The 22139-nt window shown below is 63.6% G+C and carries 19 protein-coding genes and 1 pseudogene; 19 read left to right on the top strand and 1 reads right to left on the bottom strand.

The window, feature by feature from the left end:
- The 16 genes and pseudogenes from ABD742_RS14200 to dnaE all read left to right on the top strand — a co-directional run bounded on the left by ABD742_RS14200 (position 1) and on the right by dnaE (position 18819).
- Positions 1-1491, top strand: coding sequence for a UDP-N-acetylmuramoyl-tripeptide--D-alanyl-D-alanine ligase (locus ABD742_RS14200; RefSeq protein WP_234753827.1), 1491 nt, complete (start codon positions 1-3; stop codon positions 1489-1491).
- Positions 1488-2597: a phospho-N-acetylmuramoyl-pentapeptide-transferase gene (mraY, locus tag ABD742_RS14195; protein WP_234753829.1), complete on the top strand. Its 1110-nt coding sequence runs from the start codon at positions 1488-1490 to the stop codon at positions 2595-2597. The genes ABD742_RS14200 and mraY overlap by 4 nt, the downstream gene beginning before the upstream one ends.
- Positions 2579-4180 (top strand): UDP-N-acetylmuramoyl-L-alanine--D-glutamate ligase, encoded by a 1602-nt coding sequence (murD, locus tag ABD742_RS14190; RefSeq protein ID WP_234753830.1) that lies wholly within the window; start codon positions 2579-2581, stop codon positions 4178-4180. The genes mraY and murD overlap by 19 nt, the downstream gene beginning before the upstream one ends.
- Before the next feature lie 2 nt (positions 4181-4182).
- A complete protein-coding gene (gene ftsW / locus ABD742_RS14185) occupies positions 4183-5487 on the top strand; it encodes a putative lipid II flippase FtsW (RefSeq protein ID WP_234753832.1) in 1305 nt (434 codons plus the stop codon).
- A gap of 6 nt (positions 5488-5493) precedes the next feature.
- Positions 5494-6600 (top strand): undecaprenyldiphospho-muramoylpentapeptide beta-N-acetylglucosaminyltransferase, encoded by a 1107-nt coding sequence (murG, locus tag ABD742_RS14180; protein ID WP_234753833.1) that lies wholly within the window; start codon positions 5494-5496, stop codon positions 6598-6600.
- 95 nt (positions 6601-6695) lie between these two features.
- Positions 6696-7970: pseudogene (gene murC, locus ABD742_RS14175) on the top strand (UDP-N-acetylmuramate--L-alanine ligase); the annotation flags it as partial.
- Positions 7963-8802, top strand: coding sequence for a cell division protein FtsQ/DivIB (locus tag ABD742_RS14170; RefSeq protein WP_234753837.1), 840 nt, complete (start codon positions 7963-7965; stop codon positions 8800-8802). The pseudogene murC and the gene ABD742_RS14170, both read left to right, overlap by 8 nt.
- Positions 8803-9017: 215 nt before the next feature.
- Entirely contained in the window at positions 9018-10250 is a 1233-nt protein-coding gene (gene ftsZ / locus ABD742_RS14165) for a cell division protein FtsZ (protein WP_234753839.1), read from the top strand.
- Between the two features lie 38 nt (positions 10251-10288).
- Complete coding sequence (locus tag ABD742_RS14160; protein WP_234753841.1) at positions 10289-10984, top strand: purine nucleoside phosphorylase YfiH/LACC1 family protein; 696 nt, start codon at positions 10289-10291, stop codon at positions 10982-10984.
- Positions 10977-11726, top strand: coding sequence for a YggS family pyridoxal phosphate-dependent enzyme (locus ABD742_RS14155; protein WP_234753843.1), 750 nt, complete (start codon positions 10977-10979; stop codon positions 11724-11726). The genes ABD742_RS14160 and ABD742_RS14155 overlap by 8 nt, the downstream gene beginning before the upstream one ends.
- An 88-nt stretch (positions 11727-11814) precedes the next feature.
- Entirely contained in the window at positions 11815-12345 is a 531-nt protein-coding gene (locus ABD742_RS14150) for a cell division protein SepF (RefSeq protein ID WP_078105563.1), read from the top strand.
- Between the two features lie 104 nt (positions 12346-12449).
- Positions 12450-12737, top strand: coding sequence for a YggT family protein (locus tag ABD742_RS14145; protein ID WP_234753845.1), 288 nt, complete (start codon positions 12450-12452; stop codon positions 12735-12737).
- A gap of 166 nt (positions 12738-12903) precedes the next feature.
- Positions 12904-13587 (top strand): DivIVA domain-containing protein, encoded by a 684-nt coding sequence (locus ABD742_RS14140; protein WP_234753847.1) that lies wholly within the window; start codon positions 12904-12906, stop codon positions 13585-13587.
- A gap of 93 nt (positions 13588-13680) precedes the next feature.
- Positions 13681-14283 carry a signal peptidase II gene (gene lspA, locus ABD742_RS14135; RefSeq protein ID WP_234753849.1) on the top strand — a complete coding sequence of 201 codons (603 nt, stop codon included), beginning with the start codon at positions 13681-13683 and terminating at the stop codon, positions 14281-14283.
- Positions 14276-15202: an RluA family pseudouridine synthase gene (locus ABD742_RS14130; RefSeq protein ID WP_234753851.1), complete on the top strand. Its 927-nt coding sequence runs from the start codon at positions 14276-14278 to the stop codon at positions 15200-15202. The genes lspA and ABD742_RS14130 overlap by 8 nt, the downstream gene beginning before the upstream one ends.
- 59 nt (positions 15203-15261) lie before the next feature.
- Positions 15262-18819, top strand: a complete 3558-nt coding sequence (gene dnaE, locus ABD742_RS14125) for a DNA polymerase III subunit alpha (RefSeq protein ID WP_234753853.1) — start codon at positions 15262-15264, stop codon at positions 18817-18819.
- 37 nt (positions 18820-18856) lie between these two features.
- Here dnaE and ABD742_RS14120 read toward each other — a convergent pair whose 3' ends face one another.
- Positions 18857-19315 (bottom strand): flavin reductase family protein, encoded by a 459-nt coding sequence (locus tag ABD742_RS14120; protein ID WP_113990687.1) that lies wholly within the window; start codon positions 19313-19315, stop codon positions 18857-18859.
- Positions 19316-19473: 158 nt separating this feature from the next.
- Between ABD742_RS14120 and ABD742_RS14115 the strand changes: the two genes are divergently transcribed.
- The 3 genes from ABD742_RS14115 (at position 19474) to nrdR (ending at position 22096) form a co-directional block, all read left to right on the top strand.
- Positions 19474-20031 carry a hypothetical protein gene (locus tag ABD742_RS14115; RefSeq protein ID WP_234753857.1) on the top strand — a complete coding sequence of 186 codons (558 nt, stop codon included), beginning with the start codon at positions 19474-19476 and terminating at the stop codon, positions 20029-20031.
- A 9-nt stretch (positions 20032-20040) separates the two neighbouring features.
- The gene (gene hisD / locus ABD742_RS14110; RefSeq protein ID WP_234753859.1) at positions 20041-21414 is read left to right on the top strand and encodes a histidinol dehydrogenase; all 1374 of its coding nucleotides are present in this window, start codon (positions 20041-20043) and stop codon (positions 21412-21414) included.
- A gap of 169 nt (positions 21415-21583) precedes the next feature.
- Entirely contained in the window at positions 21584-22096 is a 513-nt protein-coding gene (nrdR, locus tag ABD742_RS14105; protein WP_234753861.1) for a transcriptional regulator NrdR, read from the top strand.
- Positions 22097-22139: the final 43 nt, after the last annotated feature.

Below are 22139 nucleotides of genomic sequence, written 5' to 3'. Positions count from 1 at the left end.
ATGATTGCACTTACTGCGGCGGAGATCGCCGATATTACCAATGGCCGATTGGCAGCGGACCCGGGCATAGTCCCGGCGTCCGTCGTTACCGACTCCCGTGAGGCGGCCGCTGGATCGTTGTACGTGGCCAAGCCAGGAGAAAACGCTGACGGCCATGCCTATGTAGGCGCCGCTTTTGAGCGCGGGGCTGTCCTGGCGCTGACTGAGCGCGACGTTTCCGACGACGACGGCCGGCCGTACCCCGCCGTCGTCGTCGATGACGCCGTGATCGCCATGGGTGCCCTGGCTGCAGAGTCCGTGCGCCGCATCCGCGCCGCACGTGCGGCACAGGGGGAGCCCTTCACCGTCATCGGCATCACAGGCTCGGCTGGCAAGACCACCACCAAGGACTTGCTCGCGGGCATTCTTTCCCGGGCCGGCGCCACAGTGGCGCCGCAGGGTTCGTACAACGGTGAAGTCGGCGTGCCGCTCACCGTGTTCGGAGCCGATGCGGGTACCCGTTACCTCGTGATCGAAATGGGCGCCACCGGCGTCGGCCACATCAAATACCTCGCCGAGATGGTCCAACCGGACATCGGCGTGGTTCTTTGCGTCGGCACCGCCCATGCCGGCGAGTTCGGTGGCGTGGAGAACATAGCCAAGGCCAAGGGCGAACTCGTCGAGGCGCTGGGGCAGGACGGAACCGCCATCATCAACCTCGACGACGCGCGCGTCGCGGCGATGGTCTCCCGCACCCGGGCTAAAGTGCTCGGAACCACCGCTACCGGCGTTTCCGGCTCAGCAGTCGAAGCCAGGAACGCAGATATCGACGAAGACGGCCACCCGGAATTCGAACTCGTCCTCCCAGACGGCGGGGTCCCCCATCCTGTCCACAGCAAGCTCATCGGTGCGCACCACATCACCAACCTGCTGGCCGCCGCGGCCGCCGCGTTCGCGGCAGGCCTCCCCGCCGCCGGTATCGCCGACTCGTTGAGCGAGCAGTCGCCGGCCAGCCGGTGGCGCATGGAACGCACTGAGCGGGCAGACGGCGTCACCATCATCAACGACGCATACAACGCGAATCCGGAATCCATGCGTGCAGCCTTGCGCACCCTTGCCGACCTCGGCCAGGGACGCCGCACCTGGGCGGTGCTGGGCGCGATGCTGGAACTTGGCGAAGATTCCATCCGCGAACACACCGCAGTGGGGACGCAAGTGGTTCGCTTGAACATTTCCCGGCTCGTCGTGGTTGGCCGCGAAGCCCGTGCACTGTACATTTCCGCGATCCAGGAAGGCTCCTGGGGCGACGAGTGCAGTTTCGCCGAAACGGCCGACGAGGCCTACGAACTGTTGCAGGCTGAGCTCAAACCAGGCGACTTGGTGCTCTTCAAGTCCTCGAACGGGGTCGGGCTAAGGCATTTGGGGGATCGGATAGCATTACCCCCACAGGCCGGAACGAGTGCGAACACCGCGGCTGCAACTGCCGCCAATGAAGGGAACGAGCTGCTGTGATTGCACTGTTGATCGGCGCGGGCGTCGCCCTCCTGGTGGCTTTGGTTGGAACGCCACTCTTCATCCGGTTCCTCGTCACCAAGGGATACGGCCAGTTCATCCGCGACGACGGACCCACCTCCCACCACACCAAGCGTGGTACTCCCACCATGGGCGGGACAGTCGTGGTGGCCGCCGTGCTCATCAGCTATGGGTTGACCCACCTGATCATGTGGATGATGAACCCGCGATCACCGGGCCCGTCAGCTTCGGGCCTGCTCTTGTTGTTCCTCATGGTCGGCATGGGATTCGTTGGCTTCCTCGACGATTTCATCAAGATTTCCAAGCAACGCAGCCTCGGACTCAATGCCAAAGCCAAGCTGATCCTTCAAGCGTTCGTCGGCATTGTCTTCGCAGTGCTCGTCCTGAACTTCCCCGACGCGCAGGGGATCACGCCGGCCTCCACCCATATTTCCCTTGTACGGGACATTCCCTGGCTGAACCTGGCCTTCGGTGGCACCGTCCTCGGGGCCATCCTGTTTGTCATCTGGTCGAACCTGATCGTCACCGCGGCAACGAACGGCGTCAACCTCACGGATGGCCTGGACGGCCTTGCCGCCGGCGCCTCCATCATGGTCTTCGGGGCTTACACCCTCATGGGAATCTGGCAGAACAACCAGGCTTGCGGTTCACCCCGCGAGGCGGGCAGCGGCTGCTATTCAGTCCGTGACCCGCTCGATCTGGCGCTTCTGGCGGCTATTTGCAGCGCCGCGCTGGTGGGCTTCCTCTGGTGGAACACGTCTCCGGCGAAGATCTTCATGGGAGACACCGGCTCCCTGGCCATCGGCGGCGCGGTAGCCGGCTTTGCGATCCTCTCCCGCACCGAACTTCTTTTGGGCATCATCGGCGGGCTCTTCGTCCTCATCACGCTGTCGGTCATTATCCAGGTGGGCTACTTCAAGGTCACCAAGGGTAAGCGGGTCTTCAAGATGGCCCCCCTTCAGCATCATTTCGAACTCAAGGGCTGGGCCGAGATCACGGTGGTTGTCCGATTCTGGATTCTCTGTGGCCTGTTCGTGGCCGCAGGCCTTGGGATTTTCTATGCTGAATGGGTGGTGCTGCTGTGAGCGCAAGTCCTCAAACCAAGCCTTCTGCCAACGACCGGCTCGAGAACCTCGTCAGTTGGGATTCCGACTGGAAGGGCCTGCGCGTCGTCGTGACGGGCATCGGCGTCTCCGGTTTCGCGGCCGCCGATACCTTGATCGAGCTCGGCGCACGGGTGGTGGTTGTTGACGCTGCCACCAGTGCCAAAGCCCTCGCACAAGCGGACACCTTGAAGATCGTCGGCGCAGCCGACGTTCTCCTTGGCCAGGACGCCGTCAAAACACTGCCCCGCGTGGACGGCGAAAAAGCCGAACTCGTCGTGACGTCGCCGGGCTGGCGGCCGGACCAGTCCCTCCTGGCAGCTGCCAAACGGGCCCACGTACCGGTGTGGGGCGACGTCGAACTCGCCTGGCGGGTACGCGAACGCAAGGGCCGCAAGACGGCGGACTGGCTGACGATCACGGGTACCAACGGCAAAACCACCACGGTGGGCATGACCGAAGCCATGCTGCAGGCAGCGGGGCTCAAAGCAATCGCCGTGGGGAATGTAGGCACTCCCATCCTGGACGCACTCCGTGACCCTGTGGAGTACGACGCCTTCGCGGTTGAGCTTTCCAGCTTCCAATTGCACTGGATCGAATCGCTCTCCCCAGTGGCCAGCGTCTGCCTCAATGTCGCCGAGGACCACGTCGACTGGCACGGCTCCTACGAGTCCTATCTCGCGGACAAAGCAAAAATCTTCGAGAACACCCAGAAGGCGTGCATCTACAACGCCGAGCAGATCGAGACCGAACGCATGGTGGAAAACGCCGACGTGGTCGAGGGTTGCCGGGCTATCGGCTTCACCACCTTGACTCCGGCTATCAGCATGCTCGGCGTCGTCGAGGGGCTGCTCGTGGACCGTGCGTTCATCGAAGAACGCAAGAGCTCAGCTGAGGAACTCGCGTCCCTGGCGGATCTGGGCACGGCTGCGCCGCGACACATGGTTGCCAATGCGCTGGCTGCTGCCGCACTGGTGCGCGCCTACGGAGTCGAACCGGCCGCAGTGCGTGAGGGACTCAGGAACTATCTCCCGGGAGACCACCGCATACAGCCTGTGGCCAAGCTGAACGGCGTGCTCTGGGTCAACGACTCCAAGGCGACCAATCCGCACGCAGCTTCTGCGGCCCTGTCGGCGTTCGATAAGGTCGTCTGGATTGCCGGCGGTTTGTCCAAGGGCGTCAACTATGACGACTTGGTCAAAAGCAACGCGCACAGGCTCAAGGCGGTGGTGCTGATCGGCTCCGATACCGCTGACCTGGAGGCCTCCCTCAAGCGACACGCAGCGGATGTGCCCGTTATCGGGCAGCCCAAGGGCGACACTGAAATGGTGCAGTCCGCCGATTCAGCTGGTACCGCCGCGGAACCGTCTCCGATCTTCGGCGACACCGTGATGGCCCATGCTGTCGAGTCGGCAGCAAGTATCGCCGAACCCGGCGATACCGTGCTGATGGCCCCGGCGGCTGCCTCCATGGACCAGTTCTCTTCCTACGCTCACCGTGGCGATGCTTTCATCCGGGCAGTGCGCGAGCTTGTGGAAGGCCAGGCACAGACCACCGAGGAGTAACAATGGTCAGCACGCCCACGCGCAGCGGGCCCGGGCGGACCCGGACCGGCAAGTCAGACCCCGCTGGACGCGCGGCAGGCGTTGCCCGAGCCTCGCTGCCGTCCCGCATTCGTTCGGGGATTTCCGGGTTTTGGTCAACTCTCGAGGGAAGCGGCAAATCGAGCGGCGGGTCAACCTACTACTTGATTCTTGGCGCTTCGCTGGCGCTCACCGCTATCGGGATCATCATGGTCCTGTCGGCGTCCAGCGTCGAAGCGATTGCGGCCGGCGAATCCCCGTACTCCATCGCCACCAAGCAAGGCATGTTCGCAGGCATCGGCATCGTTGCGATGCTGGTGCTTTCACGGGTCAACGTCGTTTGGCTGAAGAGATTCGCGTGGCCCTCGATCATTCTTGCCGGCGCCCTGCTGGTGCTGGTCCTGGTCATCGGCAAGCGTGTGCTGGGCAACCAGAACTGGATCGAGATCGGTGGCTTCACGTTCCAGCCATCGGAGTACGCCAAATTCGCCCTGGTGCTCTGGATGGCCACGGTCCTTTCCGTCAAGGCGAAACTTCTCGACAAGTGGACGCATGCGCTGATCCCGATCGTTCCGGTCTCCGGCGCCATCATTACCCTCATTGTCCTGGGGCATGACCTCGGCACCTCGCTGGTAGTCATGCTCATCATGGCTGCGGGCTTGTTTTTCGGCGGCGTCAACCTGAAGCTCTTCGCTGCGGCCGGTGGTGTTGCCGCCGCTGCCGCGCTGATTCTGGCGGTCACGAGCGGAAACCGGATGTGCCGGATCACCTCGTGGATGGGGCAGAGCTGCGCAGGGGCAAGCGACATCGGCTTCCAGAGCGAACAGGGGCTCAGCGCCCTTGCTTCGGGAGGTTGGCTTGGTGTCGGACTTGGCCAGAGCCGGCAGAAATACCAGTGGATTCCCGAAGCCCACAATGACTTCATCTTCGCTGTCATCGGTGAGGAACTCGGGCTTGTCGGGACCATCGTGGTCCTGGTGCTTTTTGCGCTGCTCGCCGTTGCCATCTACCGGGTTGTCAGCCACCAGGAAGACTTGTTCGCCCGGGTGCTCGGCGGCTCGATCATGGCATGGATGCTTGGACAGGCCGCGATCAACATGGCCATGGTGGCCGGCCTGCTGCCGGTGATCGGCGTTCCGCTGCCTTTCATTTCCTACGGCGGTTCAGCGTTGGTGATGTCGCTATGCGGCGTGGGCGTAGTGTTGTCTTTGGCCCGCGCCCAAATGGCTCCTGCCGGCCGTTCCAAGCCGCGTTGGCGACTTGCGAAAACTGCACGAAAGCGTACATAGCACTCCATGAATTCCCAGCCCAAGCCCCTCTCCGTGGTCCTCGCCGGCGGCGGGACCGCCGGACACATCAGCCCGTTGCTCGCCATTGCCGATGCCATCAAGTCGCTGCGGCCGGATGCCAGGATCCTTGCCGTCGGCACACCCAACGGCATGGAAACGCGTCTCGTTCCGGCTGCCGGCTACGAGCTGGCCACCATCGACCGGGTTCCCTTTCCCCGGAAGCCTTCCGCTGATCTGCTCAAACTGCCCGGCAGGCTCGCTGCGGCCGTCAAACAAGCCGGGCGCATTCTGGACGACGCGCAGGCCGACGTCCTCCTCGGCGTCGGCGGCTATGTCTGCACTCCCATGTACCTCGCGGCGTGGCGTCGCAGGATCCCCATCGTCATCCACGAGGCCAACACGCGCGCCGGGCTTGCCAACCGGGTGGGAGCTTTGTTCACCAAGCATGTGGGGGTGGCCTTCCCCGAGACCCGGCTACGGCACGCCCGCCACGTGGGGATGCCCATGCGCAAGGCCATCGCAGGTTTGGACCGGGCGGCTTGGCGCGCGGATGCCAGGCAGTCGCTCGGCCTGGACGCTGGACAACCCGCACTCATCGTGACGGGCGGTTCTTCCGGAGCCCAGAGCATCAACCTCACCATTGCCGGTGCTGTCGGCGCTCTGGCTGAAGCCGGTATCCAGACACTGCACATCACCGGCCGTGGCAAGGCAGTGACGAACGACGACGGCGTCCCCCTGGCTGCCGACGGCTACCACCAGGTGGAATACGTGGACGGCATGGAAAACGTGTACGCGGCAGCAGACGTTCTCCTTGCCCGGTCCGGCGCGGCAACCGTCAGCGAGGTGGCCGCCGTCGGGCTCCCTGCGGTCTTCGTCCCGCTGCCGATCGGGAACGGCGAGCAGGCAATGAACGCGTCCGCCCTGGTCAAGGCCGGGGCAGCGCTTTTGGTCGACGACCGGGCATTGACCGCGGAATGGCTCAAAGCCGAGTTGATTCCTTTGCTCACGGATCAAGCCCGCCTCGAGGATATGGCCAGCAAGGCAAAGGAACTTGGCATCAGAAATGCTGATCAGCGGATGGCTGATCTCGTCTTGGAAGCGGTAACCGAATGACCCAGCCCCTCGCAGACATCGATTCCCTCGGCCGGGTCCACTTCATCGGCATCGGCGGCGTGGGCATGTCTGCCGTCGCACGCATCATGGTGGCCAGGGGCGTTCCGGTGAGCGGTTCGGACGCCAAGGACCTGCCCGTCATGCAGGACCTCCAGTCCGCCGGGGCACGGATCGCAGTTGGCTACGCCGCGGAAAATCTTCGTGACGCGCAGACCGTCGTCGCCGGTTCGGCCATCAGGGCGGACAATCCGGAGCTGGAAGCGGCCCGGGCGGCCGGCCTTCCGGTGCTCCACCGCTCAGAGGCCCTCGCCGCAACCATGGGCACAGACCGTGTGGTGACCGTGGCCGGCACGCATGGCAAGTCCACCACCACCTCAATGGTTGCCGTGTTGCTCAAGGAAGCGGGGCTCGACCCGTCATTCGCCATCGGCGCCAACGTACCCGCTCTCGGTGTCAACGCGGCGCACGGCACCTCGGACATCTTCGTTGCCGAAGCCGATGAATCCGACGGTTCCTTCCTCAACTACCGGCCGCTCATTGCCGTCGTCACGAACGTCGAGGCTGACCACCTGGACTACTACGGCACGCCTGAGGCTGTCTACGCCTCCTTCGACAGTTTCGCGGCACTGCTGCCCGCCAACGGCGTGCTTTTCGCCTGCGCGGACGACGACGGCGCCCGGGCCCTCGCGGAACGCACCCGCGCCGCGGGCAATACCCGGGTGCTGGGCTACGGGACCGCGGAGGACGCCGATATCCGCCTGCACGATGGGGGACCCGGCGACGTCCGGGTGTCCATCGACGGACAGGGATACCAGCTTGACCTCCAAGTACCCGGACGGCACAACGCCTTGAACGCGGCGGCCGCGTTCGGCGTCGCAGTCGAGCTCGGCGTGGCGCCCGAGGCTGCCGCGGCTGCCCTCGGCCATTTCACCGGCGCATCGCGGCGATTCGAGTTCAAGGGGCAGGGGAGGGGCGTGCGTGTCTACGACGACTACGCCCACCACCCCACGGAGGTCCGGGCCGCCTTGTCCGCTGCCCGCTCCGTGGCAGGCGGCAACAAGGTGCATGTGCTCTTCCAGCCGCACCTGTTTTCGCGCACCCGCGAATTCGCGGAGCAGTTTGCAGAGGCGCTTGGCGAGGCGGACACCGCCCTCGTCCTGGATATCTACCCTGCCCGCGAGGATCCCATCCCCGGGGTCACGAGTACCTTGATCACGGGGCGCCTCAAAAGCGGCAGGCTCGTGGCCGGCGGCCAGGAAGCGCTGGACGCGGTTCTCTCCGCGGCCGGCGAGGGCGACATCGTGCTGACCGTCGGAGCCGGCGACGTGACCGCCTACGGGCCCCGGATCGTGGAGCTGTTGGGTGGCTGATACCCGGAAGCCCACTTTCAAGCCGCAGGCCGGCACCCGGCCCGGAGTGGTCAGTGCTGAACGCAGCCTCGACGATCCCGTCGGGGGCCCTTCAGGGGCCGCCAGCGGCAAGGACAGCAATGTGCTGGCCTTTCCGGAGCCCAAGGGACGCAAGCGGCGGAGGACGGTACTCACGGCGTTGGCCATCGTCGTCGCCCTGGTCGCCGGAATTATCGTTGCGGCGATCTACTCGCCGGTGTTCGCTGTGCGCACGGTGACGGTCGACGGCACCAAGCTACTCCAAGCGGGGAGCGTCCAGAAGGCCCTCGAACCGGTGAAGGGAAAACCCCTTCCACAAATCAACGACGCAGAGATCGCCCGGCTGCTCAAGCCCCTCGTCCAGGTGCGTTCCGTCAGTACCGAAGCCCGCCCGCCGTCGGAACTTTTGGTCCACGTCGTGGAGCGGGTGCCCGTGGCGCTGGTCAAGAGCGGTGACAACTATTCACTGGTTGACGTCGACGGCGTCCAGCTTGGATCAACCGCCGATCCCGCATCGGTTGCCTTGCCCCTCATCGATGGGCTAGGAGCCAACCAGAATCTCTTCAGGGCGATCACGGCCGTTCTTGCGACGCTGCCGGCTGATGTCCTGGCGAAGATGGCCAGCGCGTCGGCCTCGTCGCCGGACGCCGTCGAGCTCAAGCTCACGGACGGCAAGATCGTTGTGTGGGGGAATGCGGACGAGAAGGAGCTGAAGGCGCGCGTCCTCGAGGCGTTGCTTAAGGCTCCCGCCAATCCAAAAGTTCCGGTGAATGTCTACGATGTCAGCGCACCGAGGCACCCGTTTACCAAATAGGCCATTCCACGAAGTAACGTCGCCGACGTATGGGGCTATTTTTCGGACTTTCACACGACACGCGGAGGCGGTCATTGAATGTCGGATTCATAGCCCATACCGTCACTTAAGAGTTACTTGACATAACTATAACCTTCAACTAGAGGGTTAAGGTCCAAGGATTCAAGTTGGACTCGATCTGTTTCGCTATAGGACACAAGCAAGGGGCACGAAACGTGGCAGCACCGCAGAATTACTTGGCCGTCATCAAGGTCGTCGGCATCGGCGGCGGTGGCGTGAATGCAGTTAACCGAATGATCGAAGTCGGCCTTCGCGGCGTCGAGTTCATCGCCATCAACACCGATGCCCAGGCTCTCCTCATGAGCGACGCGGACGTCAAGCTTGACGTTGGACGCGAGCTCACACGCGGTCTGGGAGCCGGCGCCAACCCCGACGTCGGACGCCAGGCCGCCGAGGACCACGCCGATGAGATCGAAGAGGTTATCCGCGGAGCCGACATGGTCTTCGTCACCGCAGGCGAAGGCGGCGGCACCGGAACCGGCGGCGCCCCCGTCGTGGCCCGGATCGCACGCTCGCTCGGCGCCCTGACCATCGGCGTCGTCACGCGGCCCTTCACCTTCGAAGGCCGCCGGCGCGCCGGTTCGGCCGAGGCCGGAATCGACGCCCTGCGCGATGAAGTCGATACCCTCATCGTCATTCCCAACGACCGCCTCCTGTCGATCAGCGACCGTAACGTCTCCGTCCTGGACGCTTTCCGTTCCGCTGACCAAGTACTCCTGTCCGGTGTCCAGGGCATCACTGACCTCATTACCACCCCCGGCTTGATCAACCTCGACTTCGCCGACGTCAAGTCGGTCATGCAGGGCGCAGGCTCCGCGCTCATGGGTATCGGTTCGGCGCGCGGCGAGGACCGCGCCGTCAAGGCCGCAGAGCTCGCCATCGCGTCGCCGCTGCTGGAAGCGTCGATCGATGGCGCCCACGGCGTCCTGCTCTCCATCCAGGGCGGTTCGGACCTGGGTCTGTTCGAAATCAACGAAGCTGCAAGGCTCGTGCAGGAAGTGGCCCACCCCGAGGCCAACATCATCTTCGGTGCCGTCATTGACGACGCCTTGGGTGACGAGGCACGCGTCACGGTCATCGCCGCTGGTTTTGACGACGTCAAGGCCACGTCACCGTCGATGAACCAGTCGGTTTCCCAGCAGCCAGGTCAGCACCAGGCCCCTGCGGCTCCGGACCGTCCCGCCGCGCCTTCGGCTGCCCCGGCCTATTCGGCGCCGCAGCACGTTTCCGCTGGCGTCGGCGCTTCCGGCTTGAGCAACTGGGGCCAGCAGCGCCCGTCGGCCTTGCCGGCTGACTCCGGCTTCGACGTCGACCTTCCCGCCGTCGTCGAACCGGACCTTTCGGGAAGCCGCACTGACGACCTCGATGTTCCGGACTTCTTGAAGTAACCGTTCCGTCCAGACCCACCCAGGAGAGTCAGCCAGTAGTGTTTTGGTGGCAAAAAGAAGTGCGGCCCGGAATTTCGGTAGCCTTCTCCGATGACGATGCGGGCAACCTGGCTCTGCACGTGGCGGACAATCCTGACGACGTGATGGCGCGCCGGGTCCGGCTGGAAGCAGCAGCGGGGCTCGGCGAACGGCATTTCCAATACATGAACCAGGTCCACGGAAAAGCCGTCGAATTCATCACCGCGCATGGCGACGGGCCGACGGCCGACGCCATGGTGTCGAGGGGCCAGCCTCTCGCGGTCATGGTGGCCGACTGTGTCCCCGTCGTGCTGTTGGGCGAAGTGCCGGAAGAAATCGATCCGGTCCTTGCCGTGGTCCACGCCGGCCGGCCCGGGGTTGCTGCGGACATCGTTTCAGCCACCGTGGCGGATATGCGAAACCGCGGTGCGGCGAGCATCAGCGCCTGGGTAGGCCCTTCCATCTGCGGAGAATGCTACGAAGTTCCCGAACAGTTGCGGACGGACGTAGCTGCCGCGGTCCCGGAAACCTGGTCCACAACCTCATGGGGTACGCCCGCACTGGATCTGCCCGCCGGTGTGCGCGCCCAGCTGAAAGCACTCGACGTCACGGTCGAGTACTCGGGGGAGTGCACGCTGGAGACCGCCCGGCTCTACTCGTACAGGCGCAATCAGCAAACAGGCCGCTTTGCAGGTTTGGTGTGGACGCATGAGTGAGTATTTCCCAACAGCCGAAAGCGCCGCGGGCGATTCACGGACAGCCGAGCTGCGCGAACGGCTCGCCGCGGTCCGCCGGCGGATTTCGGCGGCAACCGTGGCGGCCGGGCGAAGCGAAGAACCGCAACTGATAGTCGTCAGCAAGTTCCATCCGGCAGCGGATGTCGCCCGGCTGGTGGCACTTGGCGTGACGGACGTCGGTGAAAACCGCGACCAGGAAGCGGCCGCGAAGTCTGCCGAGCTCACCGGACTCCCGGTGCGTTGGCACTTCATCGGCCAACTGCAAAGCAACAAGGCCAAGTCCGTAGCGAAGTACGCGTTTTCCGTGCAATCGATCGACCGTCCGCAACTCGCCGAGGCCCTTGCCAAGGCTGTTGCGCGGCAACAGTCCGAGTCCGGCAGGCCGGACCTTGACTGCTACATCCAGGTCAGTCTTGAGGACGACGCCGGCGCCCACCGCGGCGGTGCCGCTCCGTCCGACGTCGAGCGCCTCGCCGAATCCATCGCTACCGCCGCCGGGCTGCGCCTGGCCGGAGTGATGGCCGTCGCGCCGCTCGGCGCACCCCCGGAGGAAGCATTCGAGAAACTCGCCGCCATTTCACGGGATCTGCGGGGACCGCATCCGGACGCCGTGGGGATATCCGCCGGGATGAGCCAGGACCTCGAAGCTGCGGTTCAATTTGGTGCGACACACCTGCGAATTGGCTCGGATATTCTCGGTTCGCGTCCGCGGGTGGGGTAGCGTCAAAGTATTGGAAGCGACGGGCCGGGATTTCAGCGATGTCAAGTCATGGGCGGCCCGCCTACTGCAGACACGATAGGAGTCCAGCATGGCTGGCGCACTGCGCAAGACAATGGTTTATCTTGGGCTCGCCGATGGCGATGAACACTACGAGTCTGAGCAGCACGTGCAGCACACGGACGAGGACCGGTCTGTCGACCACAATCGTGAAGAGCGCCGCGCCCCTGCACCTGTACGTGAAGTAGTTCGTGAAGTCCCCCCTGTCGCCGAAGAGGAATACCGCGCACCCGTGACACCTATCAAGCGTGCGGCATCCAGCCGCGAAGACGCCTCCGGCCTGAGGCAGATCACCACCGTCCATCCCCGCTCCTACAATGACGCCAAGATCATCGGCGAAAGTTTCCGGGACGGCATCCCCGTGATCATGAACGTCACCGACATGGGTGAGGGAGATGCCAAGCGCCTCGTCGATTTTTCCGCCGGGTTGGTCTTCGGACTCCATGGCAGCATTGAGCGCGTCACCAGCAAGGTTTTCCTGTTGTCGCCGTCGTACGTCGAAGTTCTTGGCGACGACAAGAAGGTCAGCGAAGCCCAAGCAACGTTCTTCAACCAGAGCTAGCATAGTCATCACAGAATGCCAGGCAGAGCGATCTGCCTGGCATCTGTGTTGCAATAGAGGGACTGACCGAGAAAAGTGGCGAACTAGGAGATCTGAGCTAACCCGTGGGCATAGTTTTCGGCCTTTTGTACATTGCATTGCTGCTGTTCCTGGTCACCCTCGTCATCAGGCTCGTCTTCGATCTGGTGCAGATGTTTGCGCGCCAGTGGCGCCCCCGTGGCGCTGCCCTGGTGGCCGCGCACGTGGTCTATTCTGTGACTGATCCGCCCTTGAAACGGATCCGCCGGCTGATTCCACCGCTGCAGCTTGGTGGGGTGTCCCTTGACCTGGCATTTCTGATCGTGTTTATTGTCGTCAGCATCGCGATGGGATTCGTCTACACGCTGGCGTAGCTTTTCCGCAGGCCATTTGCCGTCGATCTGTTTTCTTCGGCCGGTGGACTGCAATCCTCCGACCCAACACGATGGTGTTGAATTGGGGGAATCAGATGATATTTAGGTACCGTAGTTTTGAACGGCCGGAAGGCCTACTGACTAACTAGACCAACGAGGTGACCAGATGGCTTTGACGCCAGAAGACGTTGTCAACAAGCGCTTTCAGCCGACCAAGTTCCGCGAAGGCTACGACCAGGACGAGGTCGACGACTTTCTCGACGAAATCGTCGTCGAGCTGAGGCGCTTGAACCAAGAGAACGACGAGCTCCGCAAGAAGCTTGGCGAAGGCGGAAACCCGGTCCCTGCCAGCGCGGCATCGGCACCCGTGGTCGAGAAGGTGCCCGCTCCGGTGAAGGCCGACAAGGACGCACAGGCCAAGGCGGAAGCCGAAGCGAAGGCTGCCGAAGCCGAGAAGAAGAAGGAGCCGGCCGTTGCCGCCGCTCCGGCCCCGGCCGCACCTTCGGCTGGCTCTCCTTCCGCCGAGTCCGCCGCCGGCCTGCTGGCCATGGCTCAGCAGATGCACGACAAGCACGTCGCCGACGGTGAGCAGCAGAAGGAAAAGATCATTGCCGAGGCACAGATCGAAGCCTCCAGCCTCGTCAACGACGCGCAGGACAAGTCCCGCAAGATCCTCGGTGCCCTCGAGCAGCAGCGCAGCGTTCTCGAACGCAAGGTGGAGCAGCTCCGCGGCTTCGAGCGCGACTACCGCTCCCGCCTGAAGGCCTACATCGAAGGCCAGCTGCGTGACCTGGATGCCCGCGGCTCAGTTGCCGCTCCTGAGGTCGGCGAAGCCGCCGCAGAGGTCTAGCAAGTATTCTGAAAGCCGGTGGCTGGGGATTCCTCGGCCACCGGCTTTCGCCTGTTAAGGCGCCAGAAGCCACGCTTACCGAATGAAAGTACTATGAGCGAAGAACAAACTGACGGCACCACGGAGCCGGTCCGCATCAAAGCCCACACGTGGCGTCCCGCACTGCTTTGGGTCTTTGCAGGCTTTGCCGTGTTCGCGTACGCCTTCGACCAACTAACCAAACTCTGGGTCACCAGCACCATGGTCGAAGGCGAGCGGATCGCCGTCCTTCCTCCGCTCCTGCACTGGTACTACATCCGAAACTCGGGCGCCGCGTTCTCCATCGGTGAAAACGTCACATGGGTCTTCACGATCGTCATGGCGGCCGTTTCAGTGGTGATCCTGTTCCAAGTGCGTCGACTGGGGTCAGTCTGGTGGTCGCTGGCACTCGGCCTGCTGCTGGGCGGCGCACTCGGAAACCTCACGGACCGCCTTTTCCGCGAGCCTTCCTTTGCCATGGGCCACGTGGTGGATTTCATCCAGTTGCCCAACTTCGCTATTTTCAACATCGCCGACTCCGCGGTGGTTTCCAGTGTCGTGGTCATCTGCCTGCTGACCTTGCGGGGGATCAGCCTCGACGGCTCCCGCCATCACTCCGCCGGTTCCGCACCGGCCAAGGCCGGCGCGCCGGATGATGAGGATCCGGGCGATGTCTGAGCAATTCGTGGTGCCCGAAGAGCTGGGCGGGGCCAGGGCTGACGCGGGCTTGGCGAAACTGATGGACATCTCCCGCTCCGCGGCCGCCTTGCTGATCGCCGAGGGCAATGTCACGGTCGCTGCAAACACGGTGGGCAAATCGGCGAAACTCGTTGCCGGCTCCGTGCTGGAAGTCACCGTTCCCGAACGCCGGGATCCCTTGGAAGTCGTGGAGGAAGTCGTGGAAGGCCTGAAAATCCTGTTGGACGATGACGACTTTGTCGTCATCGACAAGCCTGTCGGCGTGGCGGCACACCCGTCACCGGGTTGGGTCGGCCCTACCGTGGTGGGTGGCCTCGCCGGTGCGGGATACCGGATCTCAACGTCCGGCGCGCCTGAACGTGCCGGCATCGTCCACCGCCTCGACGTCGGAACGTCGGGCGTCATGGTCGTGGCCAAGAGCGAACAGGCTTACACGGTGCTCAAGCGGGCCTTCAAGGAACGCACGGTGGACAAGGTGTACCACGCGGTGGTCCAGGGCTTGCCGGATCCACTGGAGGGCACCATAGACGCGCCCATCGGGCGCCACCCGGGGCATGATTGGCGTTTCGCGGTGATCGAGGATGGCCGTCCCTCGGTGACGCACTACGAAGTCCTCGAGGCCTATGGCAAGGCGACCCTCGTGGAAATTCACCTCGAGACAGGCAGGACACACCAGATCCGGGTTCATTTCTCGGCCCTCAGGCACCCCTGCGCGGGCGATCTGACCTATGGGGCGGACCCGCGTTTGGCTGCCAACCTGGGACTCACCCGGCAGTGGCTGCACGCGCGGCGGCTTGGCTTCAACCACCCCCGGACCGGCGAATGGGTGGAAGTCACCAGCCAGTATCCGGCGGACCTGCAGTACGCGCTGGAGCTCCTTGAGAGCGGCAACGCGTAGCCGGATTAACGCTTCAGGTGCGCCACTCCAACAGCGGCCCCTGCCGGTAGACTGTCGTGGTGACTTCCAGCAATGACTCGTTCGTCCATCTGCACACCCACACCGAATACTCCATGCTGGATGGTGCGGCGCGTCTTACTGAGCTGTTCGATGAGACCGAGCGGCTCGGCATGCCTGCGCTGGCCACCACGGACCACGGATACCTGTTCGGTGCCTTCGATTTCTGGAAGAAGGCCACGGACAAAGGCATCAAGCCGATCATCGGCGTCGAAGCCTATGTCACGCCGGGCACGGCGCGCGGCGACAAGGAACGCGTCCGCTGGGGCGACGAGGGCCAGCGCAAGGATGACGTTTCCGGTGGCGGTTCCTACACCCACATGACGTTGTTGAGCTACAACAATGTGGGCATGCGCAATCTGTTCCGGGCATCCTCGATTGCTTCCCTCGACTCGGTGTTCGGCAAATGGCCCCGCTTGGACCGGGAGTTGCTGAACACCTATTCCGAAGGCCTGATCGCCACCACGGGCTGCCCATCCGGAGAAGTCCAGACCCGTCTTCGGCTGGGGCAGTACCGGGAAGCCCTGGCTGCGGCTTCCGAGTTCCGCGACATCTTCGGCGCGGAAAACTACTTCTGCGAACTCATGGACCATGGCCTGGACATCGAGCGGCGGGTCACTGGCGATCTGCTGCGGTTGGCCAAGGAGCTGAAGCTTCCGCTCGTGGCCACCAATGACCTTCACTACACCCATGAGCATGACGCGAAGGCCCACGAGGCCCTGTTGGCGATCCAGTCGGGCTCGACGCTGCTCGAGCCCACGTATGACAACGGCGGCTCCCGATTCGCGTTCTCCGGCAGCGGCTACTACCTGAAGTCGCCGCAGGAGATGCGCGAGCTGTTCCGCGACCATCCGGAAGCCTGCGACAACACCTTGCTGATCGCAGAGCGCTGCGAAGTGTCCTTCAACACCGGTGCGAACTACATGCCGCGGTTCCCTTGCCCTCCCGGCGAGGACGAGACGTCCTGGCTCGTCAAGGAAGTAGCCACGGGACTCGATTACCGTTACCCGAACGGCGTCCCGGACAAGGTACGCAAGCAAGCCGACTATGAGCTTGAGGTCATCACGTCCATGGGCTTCCCGGGCTACTTCCTGGTGGTGGCCGACTTCATCAACTGGGCCAAGAACAACGGAATCCGGGTGGGCCCGGGCCGTGGTTCGGGTGCGGGCTCCATGGTGGCGTATGCCATGCGCATCACCGACCTCGACCCGCTGGAACACGGCCTGATTTTCGAGCGCTTCCTTAACCCGGACCGCGTGTCCATGCCCGACTTCGACGTCGACTTCGATGATCGTCGCCGCTCCGAAGTCATCGACTACGTCACGCGGAAGTACGGCGACGAGCGCGTGGCGATGATTGTCACCTACGGCACCATCAAGACCAAGCAGGCGCTCAAGGACTCCTCCCGCGTGCTCGGCTACCCGTTCAGCATGGGTGAACAGCTCACCAAGGCCCTGCCGCCGGCCGTGATGGCCAAGGACATCCCGCTGGCGGACATCCAGAACCCGGAGGCCAAGCGCTACGGCGAGGCCGGAGACTTCCGCCAGCTGATCAGTACGGACCCGGAGGCCGCCAAGGTTTTCGAGACCGCGCTGGGCATTGAGGGGCTGAAGCGGCAGTGGGGCGTGCATGCCGCGGGTGTCATCATGTCTTCGGACCCCATCATCGACGTCATTCCTGTCATGCGCCGCATCCAGGACGGCCAGGTCATCACGCAGTTCGATTACCCGACGTCCGAAGGCCTTGGCCTGATCAAGATGGACTTCCTCGGCTTGAGGAACCTGACGATCATTTCCGACGCCCTGGAAAACATCAAGATGAACCGAGGCGTCGACCTGGATCTCGAGCACTTGGCGTTGGACGACCCGGCGTCGTACGAGTTGCTGGCGCGCGGCGACACTTTGGGCGTCTTCCAGCTCGATGGCGGGCCCATGAGGTCGCTGCTCAAGCTCATGAAGCCCGACAACTTCGAAGACATCTCCGCCGTGTTGGCGCTGTACCGGCCGGGTCCCATGGGCGCCAACGCCCACACGGATTACGCCCTGCGCAAGAACAAAATCCAAGAGGTCATCCCGATCCATCCGGAGCTCGAGGAACCGCTCGCCGAAATCCTCGGCGGAACGTACGGCCTGATCGTGTACCAGGAGCAGGTCATGGCCGTGGCCCAGAAGCTGGCCGGCTACTCGCTCGGTCAAGCCGATATCCTGCGCCGCGCCATGGGCAAGAAGAAGAAATCAGAACTGGACAAGCAGTTCGCCGGCTTCTCCCAAGGCATGCAGGACAACGGCTACTCCATGGATGCCGTCAAGACCTTGTGGGACATCCTGCTCCCGTTCTCCGACTACGCCTTCAACAAGGCGCACTCCGCCGCGTACGGGGTCATCTCCTACTGGACTGCGTACCTGAAGGCCCACTACGCTCCCGAATACATGGCCGCACTGCTCACTTCCGTGGGAGACGACAAAGACAAGTCGGCCATCTACCTCAATGAATGCCGGCGCATGGGCATTATTGTCCTGCCGCCGGACGTCAACGAGTCAAGCCTCAACTTCACCCCTGTCGGAACCGATATCCGCTTCGGAATGGGGGCCATCCGCAACGTTGGCGTCAACGTGGTGGAAGCCATGGTGGCAGCCCGGGCGGGCGAGGGCGCCTACACCTCCTTCAAGGACTTCCTCATGAAGGTTCCGGCGGTCGTCTGCAACAAGCGCACCATCGAGTCCCTCATCAAGGCGGGCGCGTTCGACTCCCTCGGCCATCACCGCCGTGCGTTGGCCATGGTCCACGAAGAAGCGATCGACTCCGTCATCACGCTCAAACGCAATGAGGCGATCGGCCAGTTCGATCTCTTCGCCGGATTCGAGGACCAGGAGCCGCAGGCCTCCCTGAGCACGGAGATCCCTGACCTGCCGGAATGGGAGAAGAAGGACAAGCTCGCCTTCGAGCGGGACATGCTTGGACTGTATGTCTCGGACCACCCCCTGCAAGGGCTTGAGGGCGTGTTGAGCCAGCATGCTGAGCAGTCGATCACCTCGATCCTGGGAGAAGACGGACCGCACGACGGCGCCATCGTCACCATTGCGGGCATGATCACCTCGCTCAGCCGCAGGATCGCCAAGGCAAGCGGCAACGCCTACGCTCGGGCGGAGATCGAAGATCTGGGCGCTTCCATCGAGGTCATGTTCTTCGGCCAGGTTTACGGGCCTGTCGCTTCGGTCCTCGCGGAGGACCTGATCGTGGTGGTCAAGGGCCGCCTGCAGCGGCGCGACGACGGTGCGGTCACCTTGAACTGCATGGAGCTCTCGGTTCCGGACCTGAGCGAAAGCACCAACGGTCCCCTCGTCATCACGATGCCCACCTACAAGGCAACCGAGGCCGTCGTCACTGATCTTCGCGATGTTTTGACCACCCACCGGGGAAACTCCGAGGTCCGGCTCCACTTGCAAGGTGACTCCAAGGTCGAGGTCATGGGCCTGCCCGTGCACATGCGCGTGAATCCCACTCCGTCGCTTTTCGGTGATCTCAAGGTACTTCTTGGCCCGACCTGCCTGGACAGTTGATCGCTTCAGCCAGTAGCGCTCAGATTTCCTGCTTTAACTAGATTTCATAGTCGAGCGGAACCGGCTGGCCGTAGGAGCCCGAGTGGTACAGCAGCGGGGTGTCGTCCTCGCCGACCAGTCCGTCGACAACCTCCACCACCACGATTGCGTTGTTTTCGAAGGACAGGCGCATCTGGATCTTGCCGATCAACCAGCCGGCGACGTTCTTGAGGATGGGGACATCGAAGGGGCCCGGTTCCCAGTGATCGCCTTCAAACCGTTCCTGGGTGCGGGCGAAGCGGTCTGCGAGAGCCTGGTTCTCAAGGCCGAGCATGTGCAGGCCGATATACGTCGAATTCGCCACCGCCGGCCAGGAACTGGAACTGCGGGACATGTTGAACGTAAAGCGTGGTGGCTCGGCCGACAGTGAAGCCACGGACGTCGCGGTGAAGCCGAAGGGCTTGCCGTTGAGGTCGGCAGTGATGATGGCCACACCGGCGGCATGCCGGCGGAACATTTGCTTGAATGTTGCTTCAAAAGCCGAATTGTCCGAAGCCACTTTGCCGATCTCCTGCGCGAGCTATTGGTAATAACGCTGGTGGATTCAGCGTATTCCGCTGCCCGCCGGGACGCCTGCTTGTTGAGCGTCCAGAAACGTTTGTTAATGTTTGTGTCATGACCAAGCCAACATCGAACCTTCTCGACTCCGGTCCCACGGGAGACACGGACCCGGACACGGACACGGACACGGACACGCGGGACCGCAAATGGTGGCTTTGGCTCGCCGTGCCCGCCGCCTCGGGTATCGGGCTGGGCCTCGCATGGTGGTTGTTGGCTCCGGGCGGCCTCAACGTGATCTCCGGAAATCCTGCCCTCGCCGATCCCACAGCCTCGGCTGGGCGCCTTCCGAGGGACTTGGTCCTGGCCGGGCTTCTGCTGCTTTCCGGCTGCTTCACGGCGGTCCTGCTGGATAGCAAGGTCCGTAAGCCGGGACATGGCATCCGGACGTTCCTGGCAGTCCTAGGTGGTACGGCAGGGGCTTTGGTGGCTTGGCAGGTGGGGTTGCTGGCCGCGCAGTGGTGGGGTCCCGCCTCAAACGGAAGTGAGGGCTTCACATTGCGGGCGGCGACGGCACTCCTGCTGTGGCCGGGGGCGACGGCCCTTGTGACATTCCTCCTGACTCTTTTCAGCTTGATGGGAAAGCAGCCGGAGGCACCGCCGCTCGCCCCGTAAAATGATCTGGTGACCATTTCTCCGGAGAATCCTGCCGAAACCGCCGCCCAGTCCCTGGATTTCCGCCGCATTGACTTGCGCGGACGATCCCTGACCCTGGCGGAGCTGCGTGCCGTGGTGCCCCGGGCGAAGCATCAGACCATGGCGGACGCCGAGCAAAAAGTCCTGGACATCATTGCGGAGGTCCGCTCCCGCGGCTTCGAGGCGCTTGGGGAGTTCGCGTTGGCGTTCGACGGCGTGGAACAGTCCCACCCCCGCGTGCCGGCCGCCGCCCTTGCTGAAGCCCTTGAAAACCTGGACCCGGCAGTCCGCGCGGCCCTGGAGGAATCCATCAGCCGTGCCCGGCGCTTTGCGGATGGCCAACGGCCCGCGAACGTCGATGTGGAACTGGGGGACGGCGCCGTCGTCAGCCAGAACTGGGTACCGGTGGGCCGTGTGGGACTGTACGTTCCCGGCGGCCTGGCCGTCTACCCGTCGTCGGTGATCATGAACGTTGTTCCGGCGCTGGCTGCCGGTGTCGCCTCGATCGCTTTGGCTTCCCCGCCCCAGAAGGACTTCGGAGGCTTGCCCCACCCCACCATCCTGGCCGCAGCCGCTTTGCTCGGCATTGACGAGGTGTATGCCATCGGAGGTGCCCAGGCGATTGTTTCCTTGGCCTACGGCATCCCCGGGGCCGGCAATGATCAGCCCATCGAGCCCGTGGACGTTGTGACCGGCCCTGGAAACATCTTCGTAGCCACCGCCAAGCGGCTTGTGAAAGGCGTAGTGGGGATCGACTCCGAGGCCGGCACTACCGAGATCGCCATCCTGGCTGATGCTTCCGCCCGTCCGGCGCTCGTGGCTGCGGACCTCATTAGCCAGGCCGAGCACGACCCCAAGGCGGCGTCTGTCCTGATCACCGACTCCGAGGAACTCGCCTCTGCTGTTCAGCGGGAACTCGCGGTGCAGGCAGGAACCACGAAGCACGGCGAACGGGTCACCACGGCATTGTCCGGCCCGCAGTCAGGCGTGGTGCTGGTAGACGATATCGAGCAGGGCATCGCCGTCTGCGATGCGTATGCGGCAGAGCACTTGGAAATCATGACGGCGGACGCAGCCGCGGTCGCCGGAAGGATCCGCAACGCGGGCGCGATTTTCGTGGGGGACTACAGCCCGGTCAGCCTCGGCGACTACTGTGCAGGCTCCAACCACGTTTTGCCCACGAGCGGTACCGCAGCCTTCTCTTCCGGACTGAACGTGACAACATTCCTGCGCGCCGTCCAGGTGATCAACTATGACAAGGCTGCCTTGGAGCAGGTCAGCAGACATATCGTTAGCCTCGCCGATGCCGAAGACCTTCCCGGCCACGGCGACGCCGTCAAGATTCGTTTCGCGGGGGCCTAAACCACTACATGTATGGGTCACAACCACTACATATAGTAATTACAGTCTTGTCATTAGGCCTTATGTAGCCGTAAACTGGTGCCGGAAGTCAAACTTCCGGCACCTTTTGCGTTCCCGGCCGATGCCGCCGCGAGGACAGGGGGCCGGAACCGAACAGGGGAGGCCCAGCGTGTATTGTCCGTTCTGCCGAAACCCCGACTCACGCGTTGTGGACAGTCGAATGGCCGACGACGGCTCGGCCATCCGCCGTCGGCGCCAGTGCCCCGAGTGCGGACGCCGTTTCACCACAGTGGAGACCACCAGCCTTTCCGTCATCAAACGTTCAGGCGTGGGCGAACCCTTCAGCCGGATCAAGATCATCAACGGCGTTCGCAAGGCCTGCCAAGGGCGACCCGTGACCGAGGACGACCTTGCGATGCTGGCCCAGGAAGTCGAGGAAAATATCCGCTCTTCAGGTGCGGCGGAAATCGACGCCCACGAGGTCGGCCTGGCCATCCTTGGACCACTCCAGAAACTGGACGAGGTCGCCTACCTTCGCTTTGCCAGTGTTTACCAGGCCTTCGAATCGCTTGAGGACTTCGAGTCGGCCATTTCGCTGCTTCGCCACGAGGCTGAAAGCGCAGCGGCCGAGAATGCGGCGAAGATCGCCAAGGGCAAGAGCTCCGAGAAAAGCCCCATCTAGCTCCGGTGGTGGCAGCGGAGGGGAAGCCGCAGCCACCACCGGC

It is taken from the genome of Arthrobacter ramosus (genome assembly GCF_039535095.1).
Taxonomy (GTDB): Bacteria; Actinomycetota; Actinomycetes; order Actinomycetales; family Micrococcaceae; genus Arthrobacter; species Arthrobacter ramosus.
Note: the sequence above shows the minus strand (reverse complement) of the source record. Positions and strands in the feature narration are given on the sequence as shown.